Annotated in this window: 13 protein-coding genes; 4 read left to right on the top strand and 9 right to left on the bottom strand. The window is 60.7% G+C overall.

The features are described from left to right. The first annotated feature begins 122 nt into the window (after window positions 1-122). The 4 genes from EV561_RS17940 to EV561_RS17925 are packed head-to-tail and all read left to right on the top strand — an operon-like array spanning window position 123 to window position 3219. Window positions 123-1034: an ABC transporter permease gene (locus EV561_RS17940; RefSeq protein ID WP_132523657.1), complete on the top strand. Its 912-nt coding sequence runs from the start codon at window positions 123-125 to the stop codon at window positions 1032-1034. Window position 1035: 1 nt separating this feature from the next. Continuing rightward, on the top strand, window positions 1036-1857 hold the full coding sequence (locus EV561_RS17935; protein WP_132523656.1) for an ABC transporter permease: 822 nt from the start codon (window positions 1036-1038) through the stop codon (window positions 1855-1857). 5 nt (window positions 1858-1862) lie between these two features. Beyond that, window positions 1863-2606 carry an aspartate/glutamate racemase family protein gene (locus EV561_RS17930; protein ID WP_132523655.1) on the top strand — a complete coding sequence of 248 codons (744 nt, stop codon included), beginning with the start codon at window positions 1863-1865 and terminating at the stop codon, window positions 2604-2606. 1 nt (window position 2607) lies between these two features. Continuing rightward, window positions 2608-3219: a flavin reductase family protein gene (locus EV561_RS17925; RefSeq protein ID WP_132523654.1), complete on the top strand. Its 612-nt coding sequence runs from the start codon at window positions 2608-2610 to the stop codon at window positions 3217-3219. 62 nt (window positions 3220-3281) lie between these two features. Here the strand turns inward: EV561_RS17925 and EV561_RS17920 are convergent, their stop codons facing one another. Genes EV561_RS17920 through EV561_RS17880 form a run of 9 tightly spaced genes read right to left on the bottom strand, consistent with a single transcriptional unit; the run spans window position 3282 to window position 11473 of the window. Further along, window positions 3282-4274: a dihydroxyacetone kinase subunit DhaK gene (locus EV561_RS17920; RefSeq protein WP_132523653.1), complete on the bottom strand. Its 993-nt coding sequence runs from the start codon at window positions 4272-4274 to the stop codon at window positions 3282-3284. 59 nt (window positions 4275-4333) lie between these two features. Next, a complete protein-coding gene (locus EV561_RS17915) occupies window positions 4334-4744 on the bottom strand; it encodes a hypothetical protein (RefSeq protein ID WP_132523652.1) in 411 nt (136 codons plus the stop codon). Window position 4745: 1 nt separating this feature from the next. After that, a complete protein-coding gene (locus EV561_RS17910) occupies window positions 4746-6326 on the bottom strand; it encodes a putative PEP-binding protein (RefSeq protein WP_132523651.1) in 1581 nt (526 codons plus the stop codon). Next, window positions 6310-6654 (bottom strand): HPr family phosphocarrier protein, encoded by a 345-nt coding sequence (locus tag EV561_RS17905; protein ID WP_132523650.1) that lies wholly within the window; start codon window positions 6652-6654, stop codon window positions 6310-6312. Before EV561_RS17905 ends, EV561_RS17910 begins: the two co-directional genes overlap by 17 nt. Then, window positions 6654-7052, bottom strand: coding sequence for a dihydroxyacetone kinase phosphoryl donor subunit DhaM (gene dhaM / locus EV561_RS17900; RefSeq protein WP_132523649.1), 399 nt, complete (start codon window positions 7050-7052; stop codon window positions 6654-6656). The genes EV561_RS17905 and dhaM overlap by 1 nt, the downstream gene beginning before the upstream one ends. Continuing rightward, complete coding sequence (dhaL, locus tag EV561_RS17895) at window positions 7049-7663, bottom strand: dihydroxyacetone kinase subunit DhaL (RefSeq protein ID WP_132523648.1); 615 nt, start codon at window positions 7661-7663, stop codon at window positions 7049-7051. Before dhaL ends, dhaM begins: the two co-directional genes overlap by 4 nt. Before the next feature lie 22 nt (window positions 7664-7685). After that, the gene (locus EV561_RS17890; protein WP_132523647.1) at window positions 7686-9326 is read right to left on the bottom strand and encodes a dihydroxyacetone kinase subunit DhaK; all 1641 of its coding nucleotides are present in this window, start codon (window positions 9324-9326) and stop codon (window positions 7686-7688) included. Between the two features lie 49 nt (window positions 9327-9375). Next, on the bottom strand, window positions 9376-10383 hold the full coding sequence (locus EV561_RS17885; protein ID WP_132523646.1) for an ABC transporter ATP-binding protein: 1008 nt from the start codon (window positions 10381-10383) through the stop codon (window positions 9376-9378). Then, window positions 10376-11473 carry an ABC transporter ATP-binding protein gene (locus EV561_RS17880; protein WP_132523645.1) on the bottom strand — a complete coding sequence of 366 codons (1098 nt, stop codon included), beginning with the start codon at window positions 11471-11473 and terminating at the stop codon, window positions 10376-10378. Before EV561_RS17880 ends, EV561_RS17885 begins: the two co-directional genes overlap by 8 nt. Window positions 11474-11475: the final 2 nt, after the last annotated feature.

Below are 11475 nucleotides of genomic sequence, written 5' to 3'. Positions count from 1 at the left end.
CCCACAAGCGGGAGTGGTCAAGAGGTGGAGCGGCAAGAAAACTCCCTCCCCTTGTGGGGAGGGCTGGGGAGGGGTCTTAACCGATCCCTCCTCGCATCCCGAGAGAATGAAAGGATCAGAACATGGCCACGATCGCTTCAGAGCAGACCGTATCGGCGGCGGCGGCGCGCAGCCGCCCGTTCCGTCTCGCGCCATGGGCGATTTCCTATCTGCAGGCGATGCCGCTGATCGTAATCCTCGGCTTCTTCTTCATCCTGCCGATCCTGATGATCGCGGTCGTCAGCTTCTGGGACTATGACTTCGCCGGCATCTATCCGGCTTTCCTCTCCATGAATTACACGGACACGCTGGGGTCCTGGGTGACGTGGAAGACCTATCTGAACACGCTGAAATTCGCCGCCATCGTCTGGGCGCTAACCCTCTTCATCGGCTTCTGGGTCGCCTACTTCCTGGCCTTCCATGTCCGGCGCACCTCGACGCAGATGATCCTGTTTCTCGTCTGCACCGTGCCCTTCATGACGTCGAACATCATTCGCATGATCTCCTGGATCCCGGTACTCGGCCGCAACGGCCTCGTCAATTCGGCGCTGGTTTCATCAGGCATCGTGCCGCAGCCGATCGAGTGGCTGCTCTATTCCGATTTCGCCGTCGTGCTCGCCATGGTGCATCTTTATACGCTCTTCATGGTGACGCCGATCTTCAACACGCTGATGCGCATCGACCGTTCGCTGTTCGAGGCCGCGCGGGACGCAGGCGCCAGCGGCTGGCAGGTGCTCTGGAACGTGGTGATCCCGCTGGCAAAGCCCGGCATCGCGATCGGCTCGATCTTCGTGCTGACGCTGGTTATGGCGGATTTTTCCACCGTCCAAGTCATGTCCGGGGGCCAGAGCGCCTCGGTGGCGTTGATGATGAAGAACCAGATGTCGCTGCTGCAATATCCGGCCGCGGCCGCCAATGCAGTGGTTCTGCTGGTCGTCGTGCTCTTGATGGTTGCTGCCATCCTGCGCGTCGTCGACATCCGCAAGGAGCTTTGAGATGAACCACGAAAAGCGCACCCTCGAATTCTATGTGCTGGCGGTCTTTTTCGTCGTCTTCGTTCTCTTCCTCTACGGGCCGCTGTCGGCGATCTTGATCCTTTCCTTCCAGGGGCCGGACGGCGGCCTGACCTTCCCGCTCAATGGGGTGTCGCTGCACTGGTTCGTCAACCTCTTCCAAAAGCAGGCGGTCGGTGATTTTGGAGCCTCTTTCCAGCGCTCGCTGATCCTCGGCCTGATGGTCATGGTGGTGACTGTCGTCGTGTCGCTTCTCGCGGGTTTGGCCTTCCGCCGCCGCTTTCGCGGCTCCTCGGTGCTGTTCTACGCGACGGTTGCAAGCCTCGTCGTGCCGTCGATCATCGTCTCGCTCGGCATCGGCGTCGTCTTCCAGCAGAGCGGTCTGGCGCCCGCCTGGTATTCCTCGGCCTTCGGCGCGCATCTGACCTGGACGTTGCCCTTCGGCGTGCTGATTATGTTCGCGGTCTTCAACCGCTTCTCTCCAGCCTATGAGGAGGCAGCGCGCGATCTCGGTGCGACGCCCTGGCAGACCTTCCGCTATGTCGTGCTGCCGATGATCGCTCCGAGCCTGATCGGCGTCGGTCTCTTCGGCTTCACGCTGTCCTACGACGAATTTGCTCGCACGCTGATGACGTCAGGCACCTTCAACACGCTGCCGCTCGAAATCTACGGCATGACGACCAATGTCACGACACCGGTGCTTTATGCCCTCGGCACCGTGACGACGCTCTTCTCCTTCACCATCATCCTCGTCGCTCTCGGCATCATGACGATGCTGCGCGGCCGGCAGTCAAAGACAGTCTGATCTTCATGCGCATTCTCATCGTTAATCCCAATACCACGGTCTCCATGACGGAAAAGGCGGCCATCGCCGCCCGCTCGGTGGCGGCCGCCGGAACCGAAATCACCGCCGCGACATCCCGCATGGGCCCGGCCTCGATCGAGGGACATTATGACGGCGCGCTTGCCGTCCCAGGTCTCCTCAATGAACTCAAGTTGCGGCAGGCCGAGGGCTACGATGCCGCCGTTGTTGCTTGCTTCGACGACACTGGCCTAGAGGCGGCGCGTAGTTTCAGCGATGTCCCGGTACTCGGCCTCTGCGAATCCGCCGTCGCGACGGCTGGTTTTCTCGCTCAACGGTTTACCGTGGTGACGACGCTGGAGCGCTCGCGTGTATTGATCGACAATCTCCTACACCGCTATGGCATGGGTGGACGAGCGAAGGTTCGCGCGTCGGATATCCCTGTTCTAGAGCTTGAAAATCCCGCATCGGGTGCCATCGGCAAGCTTCGTTCCGAGATCGAACGGGCATTGTCGGAAGATGGCGCTGAGGCAATCGTGCTTGGCTGTGCCGGCATGACCGATCTTGCTCGTGATCTGCAGGCGATCTACGGCGTGCCTGTTGTCGATGGCGTAGCCGCCGCCGTCAAGCAGGCTGAAGCCTTGGTATCGCTTGGGCTCTCGACCAGCAAACGTGGCTCATATGCTTCGCCTCTTCACAAACCCTTCCTTGGCGCGATGAGCAGTTTCGCGCCTTCGCCAGTGGTGCGCTAGGATGACGGTCTCCTTCGATTTTGAGGCACTCAGTGAGCGTGAACGTTACAAGCTGATGATCGGCACGATTATTCCTCGGCCCATCGCATTGGTGACGACGGTGGACGAGAACGGCCGTATCAACGCCGCGCCCTTTTCCTTCTTCAACTGTCTCTCCGCGGATCCCCCGATCCTGGCGCTCGGCGTTGAAAATCATCCGGATATGTCTTTTAAGGATACGGGTCATAACATCCGCATGACGGAAGTTTTCACCGTCAACATCGTGTCGTTTTCCATCGCCGAGGCAATGCATGTTTGCGGGTCGAAATATCCGCGCGACGTCGACGAATTGAAGGAGGCAGGATTGACGGCGATGCCCGGCACCAAGGTGGTCTCGCCATGGATTGCGGAAGCACCCGCAGCCTTCGAATGCAGGCGTCACGTCACCCTGGAACTCGGGAAATCCCGGCAGATCATTTTGGGCGAAATCATCTACGCGCACTATCGCGATGGCGTCGTCGATCCTGAGCGGCTGCGCGTCGATCCGGCCGGAGTCGATGCCATAGCGCGCCTCGGCGGCGATACCTGTTGCACGATCCGTGATCGCTTTGAGATGATGACGCCCCAGCTTTAGAGTCTCGCGGTGATATCAGCCGACCGAACGGGAAGTCGTCGACATCACCGACCAACTCGTACTTAGCATCCCCACCGCAACGCAGCGGTTGCGATAGGCGAATCCCACAGGGAGAACTCCTCGTCATTGAGGAAAGCGAGCGTGACGGAAAGGCCTTGCATGTCGAGCGAGGTAGCATAGGTACCAACAAGCGAGCGCTCGATATGGAGGCCGTGCTCCGCCAGAATGCGATGAGCGGTATTGTAGGCAAGATACAGCTCGGCCGGCGGCGTGCCGCCGAGCCCGTTGACGAAGAGCAATGCCTTGTCTGTCGCTTGGCTGATGTCGTTGACGATCGCTTCGCTCAGATATCTGACGATCGTGTCAGCGCTGGCGAAGGGCTCTCTTGAATGCCCCGGCTCCCCGTGAATGCCGACACCCATTTCTATCTCGTTTGATCCGAGTGCGAATGTCGTGCGCTGTGTGTGCGGCACCGCCACGCCCGTCAGCGCGACGCCCATCGACCGGATGCGTGGCGAGAGGCTGTCGCCGATGGCCTTCAGCTCTGCGAGCGGCGCGCCCCGCTCGGCCGCAGCGCCGAGAAGCCTTTCAGTGATAAGCGTGCCGGCAACGCCGCGCCGACCGCGACCGTCGCTGGCTCTGACCGTTTCGACGTCGTCGCAGGTGAGAACCATTTCAACGCTGTGCCGACCGGCTGCCATCTCTGCCGCCATCTCGAAGTTCATCACGTCGCCATCGTAGTTCTTCACGACCAGCAGGCATCCGGCGCCCGTGTCTGTCTCCTCTATCGCGCTAATGATCTGGCTCGGCGTTGGACTTGTGAAAATATGCCCGACGCAGGCAGCATCCAGCATGCCGCGTCCGACGAAGCCAATGTGCATCGGCTCGTGACCTGCGCCGCCGCCGGAGATGATCGCGACCTTGCCGGGAACCAAGTGGCGACGGCGTATGCATTTGCGATCGACGCCGAACGCAACGAATTCCTCATGGGCGCGCACGAAGCCTTCAACGCTTTCCGCGACCATGGTCTCCGCTGTGTTCATGAATTTCTTCATCAAGCCCCTCCCAAGGCGATGATCATCTCAGTCTTGGCGCGCCAAGCGCAATGCCCTGTTCACTCCAGCGGTCCGGAAAGTGCTGCAATCTTCAGCACAAGATCCGTGATTGCTTCCTCCAGCAGCCGGTTGCGTCGTTCGTCGCCGAAATCAGGAACCATCAGCGAAAGGTGCCGCAGTTTTTCTGCGGTGCCAAGCTCCGGCAGTTTGCCGGGATGGGCGGCCTCGTAGGCGTCCAGAAAGCGCTCCTGTTCGGCGCCGCTGAAATGGCACACGCGGAAGATCGTCGCGAGATGCCGGGCAGGAAGCGGTGTCGCGTAGGTCGGGCTCGTTATCTGCGTGACAAAGCTGCGATGTTTGCCCAGTTCCGTGGCCAGCCGCTGCCGTGTTCCGGAAGGTCTGTTGTCGATGATCTGCGCCAGAATGGACTTGTAGGCGATAATGGCGTCTTCGGTGTCTTCGCGCGCCATCTTATTCTCCGGCTGCCTTTGTCCCATCGGCGTTCAGACCGACGATTGCCGATCTTATCGCGGGAAGTCGAGCTGGCGCCACGGAAAAATGACGTATGCCGGCGGCAAGAAGGTCTGCGGTTCGGGATGGATCGCTGGCCATGTCGCCGCAGATGCTGAGCGGCTTGCTGCCGGCAAGCTTCACGGCCTGTGACAAAAGACGCAACACGGCGGGTACTGCGCGGACTTGGTAGAGAGCAAAGTCGGCACCTTCGCGTGCCGAGGCTACAAGGTATTGCGCAAGGTCGTTCGTACCGAACGAAAAGAAGTCTGCGCTTTCGAAATGGTCGAGCATGAGCGCTGCCGCCGGAATCTCTACCATCATTCCGATCGGTGGGATGCGGTGCGGCACGCCCCGGCGCGCGAGCTCGCTGGATTCCTCGCGATAGATCCTCCGCATGTCATCGACGTCGGATGGAAAGGTCACCATCGGCAGCATGATGCGGAGATTGCCGAAGATGGCTGCGCGCAACAGCGCGCGGGCCTGAATGCGGGCAATCTCCGGCCGGGCAAGGAGAAGGCGGATGCCGCGCAAGGAGGAAGCCTCGGCAAGCCCTGCGAGCGGTTTGTCGCCGCCAATATCCAACATGCGGACTGTTACCGCCCGGCCATCCGCCCAATCCAGGAGCCGGCGGTAGATCGCAAACTGCTTTTCCTCGTTTGCGGCATCGCCAAGTGATGTCACAGCAAATTCCGAGCGCATCAACCCGATGCCCGCGGTTGTCGTGACGATGATCGAATCGACTTCATCCGGGGCGTTGACGTTGATGGACAACAATATTTGCGAACCGTCGGCCGCGCGCAGATTTCCGTTGTCGGGCGCCGGCGCGCTGCTTGTCGCCGGATGGTCGAATTGGGCTGGCGTGGCGTTCCCCTTACTCGTTTGAAGGATGACGGTGCCTGAATCGCCATCAACCCCGATATGCTGCCCCCTCTCTGTTGCGAACTGGCCTGCGCCGATGACCATTGGGATAGACCGGGATTTGGCAAGCAGGGCGACATGGCCGACGGCGCTGCCGGCATAAAGAGCGATACCGCCACCTGCGGACCAGTCATGTGCGAGGAAGCGGCTGGGTTCCATGTCCTTTCCGACATAGATGGATCCGGCCGGAAAGTCGTCGAGCGGCGTTCCCGTGAGGACCGCCAGGACGCGATTCTTGATGTCGAGAATGTCGACGGCGCGCGCCCGCATCTGATCCTCTTCCGAGCATTCCAGCTCGCGGATATATCCGTCGAGTGTCCCGACCCATGCGAACGCGATGTTTTCGCCTGCATCGATCCGTGCGCCGGCCATGTCAGTTAACGTCGGATCCTGGAGCACTTCGATCTGAAACTCGACGATATCGCTGCTCTCTGGGTCTGCTCCGGTCGCAAGGTTCTGCAGCTCGCGGATGGCCGTCTTGATCGCGTCGCTGAGCTCAGTATGCCCGGAAAGGCTTGATGGCGGGGACGCGGCGGCGGCCAGCGGCTCGGCTATAAAGGCTGGCCCGGTTGCGACGCCGGGCGATGCGCTCGTGGCTTTCAATCTAAGCGGTGCGGCCATGCCTCTTTTCCTCATCGAAGTTGCGTTCGACGAGCTCCTTCAATGCCTGGATCGCTTCTTGGGCGAGGATTCCATCGGCGCGGATCTTGAGCACTGAACCCTTACGGATTCTGGCACCCATGATCTTGATGATGCTCTTGCCGTTCAGCCAGATGTCGCTGCCATTGACCGCGACTTCGATGGTGCAGGGGAACGATTTTGCCAGCCGGGTGAACGTGACCGAGGGCCGGGCGTGCAATCCCACGCCGTGCTTGACCTCGACCTCCGTCTGGCAGCTGCCATGCACCTGCTCGATCTCCAGGTTTCCTATACGCAATCCGCCGCTCATCAGGGTGACAGCTCCTCTGCCGTTGCAACCACCCTGCTTAGCGATGCGCCACCGGAGGCCTCGGCTGCCGCGATGACGGCTCCCTCCACGACTGGGGCGTTGCAGATCGAGACATGCTTGGATCGTGGCATACCGAGCATCTCGATTGCCATTTCGCTATTTGTCTCAGCGCCACCCAGATCGACGAAGACGGCGACGCCCGCTTCCGACCAGGCCTCCTCGATAGCTTTGAGAATGCCGCCAGCATCCGTGCCAAGCTCGCCGTGACGGTTGCCGCCGGACCAGGCAAGCGGCACGCTATCGCCGACCATCTGCCGCACCATATCCGCAGTGCCACGCGCAACCAGCGGCGAGTGGGAAACGATCACAATCCCAACGTTTGGCGTCTTCCCATTCATGCCGGGCGGTACTCCTCAAGGTAGCGGCAGATCGCGGCCGTCAAGAGCGCGCAACTTGAAGCGCCCGGATCGACATGGCCGATCGACCTGTCTCCGAGATAGGAGGCGCGCCCGCGCATGGCCTTCATGGCAGCAGTCAGTTCGGCGGAAAGTTCGGCCCGACGTGCAATATCTGTCAGAGGCGAACGGTGTGCGAGTGCGTCCTGAACCGGATACAGGACATCGAGAAGGGTCTTGTCTCCGGCATGTGAGCGACCGCGACGCGCTACCGCGTCGATCGCCTGCTTCAGTACCAAGGGGAAATCGTGTCGGTTGTCGAGCGCGCGAAGCTCGCGACCCATCTCCATAAGCAACGTTCCGTAGAGAGGGCCTGCTGCTCCGCCGATGTTCATCACCAGGGTCAGGCCAATTTTTTCAAGTGCGTCGGGTAAGGGCAGGATCGAGACGGAAGCTTCCTCCGCACTCACCGCTTCGCAGCCACGCCGCATGTTCGTTCCGTGATCGCCGTCTCCGATTGCGCGATCAAGCCCACAGAGATGGTCGCTGTTTGCCGCAATCGTTGCGCGGCAAGCTTCAATCAACCCCATGAGAAGAACCGGTTCTGCCTGCACCCAAAATCCTCCCAGAGCCTGCTCATGCCAGTGATGCCACCATTTCGAATACACCCGCCACAGCCACCGCGCCTGGATCAGGTACTCCCTCCAGATCCCTCTCGCCAACATAGGAGGCTCGTCCTGCTTTTGCCTTTCGCATTGCCTTCGTCGATTCCGCACCCGCTGCCGCCGCTCTCGCCGCAGCCGCGAGATCTCCCGACGTCAGGGCTGCCAATGCCGGGGTCAGCGCGTCGACCATCGTGCGGTCGCCGACACCGGCTCCTCCATAGAACGTCATCCGATCAAGTCCGGCAAGCAGGGCAGCAGCGATATCTTTCCTTCCGGCCATAGCCTTGGATGCCGCGGTAAAGAAGATCGAGAGCAGTACGCCGCTGGAGCCGCCCATGCTCGTGCTCAGGATCTCGCCGATCGCGGCCATCGTGGCCGCAGGGTCCTTCAGCGGCAGCGTGTCCATGCGGGAGAGAATGCTGCGGGCCCCTGTCGCAACCGTGGAACCGGTGTCGCCATCGCCCACGCGGCTATCCAACCGATTCAACTCTTCTTCTTGGGAAATCAGATGCTCGCAAACTGTCGTCAGGAGATGACGATTCGGCTGGTCATCGCTGGCCGACGTCGCTTCGTTCCGTGCAAGCGCTTTTTGAGGGGCGGGAACGATGGCGATCTCGTGCCTTTCGATTGCCGGTGGCCAGGCGTGCGGAGCGACCGCGGCCTTCAGCGCAACTTCACGGGCGGCGTCCAGACGGATCAGGGAAAGCGAGAAGCCGTTCATGTTGAGTGCGGTCATCATCGGCGCCGGTCCGATGATAAGTCGCACGGGGCGGCTTAAGGGAGACGACAGCACCGCGCCGGCTATCACGCCCATCTCAAGTGGCGGCACGGCACCGAGGTTGTTGATCAGCAAAGCATGCCGATGCGCACTATCCAGCTTGGCGGCCAGCCGCTCGACCATAGTAGCGACGAGATCGGCAACCGGCTGCAGCGCAATGCGCTCAACCCCTGGCTCGCCGTGGATGCCGAGACCGAGTTCTCCCTCGTTATCGCCCAGCCGATCCTCATGCGCCTGCCCCGGTACGCTACAGGTCGATAGCGACATGCCGAGCGAGATGATATCGCTTGCTGCTTCCATCGCCTGCGCAGCGACTGTCCTTAGGTCTGCTCCGGCTTCGGCGTAATATCCTGCGATCTTATGTACGAAGAGCGTACCGGCAACGCCGCGAGGCTGATTGATTTCGGGAATTGCGATGTCATCGGCAACAATCGCCATCTCGACGTCGAAGCCCTCGGCACGGGCCTTCTCCGCCGCAAGGCCGAAGTTCAGTCGGTCACCCGTGTAGTTCTTGACGACAAGCAACGCACCCTTGGGACCCGTCACGGCGCGGATTGCCGTAAGCACGGCATCGACGCTTGGCGAGGCAAAGATTTCACCCGATACCGCTGCGGTGAGCATACCTCTGCCGACGAAGCCTGCATGCGAGGGCTCGTGCCCGGCGCCGCCGCCGGAGATGATTGCAACCTTCGATTTGTCCCAGTCCGCCCGCAGGATCACCTTGATCTCGGGGAAGGTGTCCAGGCGAGCAAGATGGCCCGGGCCGCTCGTCAGGAGCAGGCCGTCCAAGGCTTCGGTGACGATGGTTTCTCGGCGATTGAAGAAATGTTTCATGGAGTGAGACCCGTCGTTTATTCTGCCGTTGTTTGTTTCGTTCCGTTTTTCATCCAAGGCGCTGGCCGCTGGCATCGAAATAGAGCGGATCACGCAGTGTCAGGCTGATCCGATCACCTGGCTGGATCGCGAGATACGGATCGGCAAGTGTAACAAGCTTGTGGTCTCGCACCTTGATGTGAAGGTGGTTCTGGTCCCCCAGGTGCTCGATCCAGTCTATTTTGGCATTGGCGTTCTGATCGATGATGATTTCCAGATGTTCGGTGCGCGCGCCGATCGTCCTGGTTCCTGGCGGCGGATTGGCGCCGGGAAGAAGATCGGTTGGCAAGAGGTTGATGTGCGGCTGCCCAAGCCGTGCGGCAACATGAAGATTGGCCGGATTTCCGTAAATCTCGCGTGGCGTTCCGACTTGCAGCAGCCTTCCTTCGGCAACGATGCCTATCCGATCCGCCATCGTCATGGCTTCTACCTGGTCATGGGTTACATAAAGCAAGGTCGAACCAAGCTCCTTCTGGATACGCTTTAGTTCCAGGCGAAGTTCCGCCCGCAGCTTCGCGTCGAGCGAAGAGAGCGGCTCGTCCATGAGATAGATAGCGGGTCGGCGCACCAGCGCCCGGCCGATCGCGACGCGCTGCATCTCGCCGCCCGACAGACGTGTCGAGCGGTTCTCCAGCTTGTGGTCGATCCTGACCATGTGCGCGATTTCCCGGACGCGTCGGTCGATCTCCTCGCTCGAGAGCTTGCGGACCGGCGCCCGCAGGGGAAAGGCAAGGTTGTCGTAAACCGTCATATGCGGATAGAGCGAATATTGCTGGAAGACGAACGCGACGTCCCTTTCGGCGGGCGCTTGGCTCCCGACATTGCGTCCGCCGATTTCGATGCGTCCGCTATCGGGGCGTTCCAGCCCCGCAATAAGCCTCAATGTTGTCGTCTTGCCGGCGCCCGTCGGCCCGAGCAGGACGACGAACTCACCGTCACGGATGGAAAGGTTTAGATCGGCGAGAGCCTGTATGTCGCCAAAACGCTTGCTAAGGTCCTTGAGAACAACGTCAGCCATGTGCAGCCTCCGAGTAGAGTGCCGAAGCAACGGCGCGGCCGGACTTGCAATCGAACAGCGCGAGCTTGGCCGGATTGAACTCAAGACCGACCGTCTCACCGATGCGGAAGTTGCGGTTTGCTGGAACCCGAGCCTTGATGACGCCGCTCGACGTCTCGATTGCCACGACCTGATTGGTTCCGAGGTATTCGCTGCCGTAGACCGCCCCCCGCAAGGGAGAGGTGTCGCTGAAGCGAATATGTTCCGGCCTGACGCCAAGCGCCAATTCGGCCTCGGCGAGATCCTGGTGCACCTCGGGAATACTGACATCGGCTCCGTCTAGCGAGATCGAGCGTGCGCCACTCTTAAGGCCGGAGGTGAAGCGCATGAAATTCATCGGCGGCGAGCCGATAAAATCCGCGACATACATGGTGGCCGGCTTGCTGTAGATTTCCTGCGGCGTGCCGAACTGCTCGATGACACCATGGTTCATGACGGCGATCTTGTCGGCCATGGCCATCGCCTCGTGCTGATCATGCGTCACGTAAACCGTCGTGGCATGGATGCGGTTATGCAGTTCGCGCAGCTCATGGACCATCACTTCGCGGAATTCCGCGTCTAGCGTTCCAAGGGGTTCATCCATCAGGAAGCACTTCGGGCGACGCACGATTGCGCGCCCGAGAGCCACGCGCTGGCGGTCGCCGCCGGCAAGTCCGGAGACGGAACGGTTCAGGATGTGATCAATCTGGAGTAGCCGCGCGGTTTCCTCAACGCGCTGGCGAATCTGCGACTTCGGCATTCCTTGCGACAGGAGCGGAAAGCCGATGTTCTTGCGCACGTTCATGTGCGGATAGAGCGCAAAAAGCTGGAAAACGAAGGCAATGTCGCGGGCGCTGGCCCGGTTGAAGGTGACGTCCTCGCCATCAAGATAAATCTTTCCGCTGGTCGGCAGCTCAAGACCGGCGATCATGCGAAGCGTTGTCGTTTTGCCGCAGCCCGAGGGGCCGAGCAGTGCCAGGAACTCGCCGTCATGGATGACGAAGCTCGAATCCTGCACGGCGACAAAGCTGCCAAACTGCTTGCGGAGATTTTCTATTCTGATGTCCGCCATGG

The sequence above is a fragment of the Rhizobium sp. BK376 genome, from assembly GCF_004341625.1.
GTDB lineage: Bacteria > Pseudomonadota > Alphaproteobacteria > Rhizobiales > Rhizobiaceae > Rhizobium.
The sequence above is the reverse complement of the archived record's forward strand: the minus strand, read 5'-3'. Positions and strand labels throughout refer to the sequence as shown.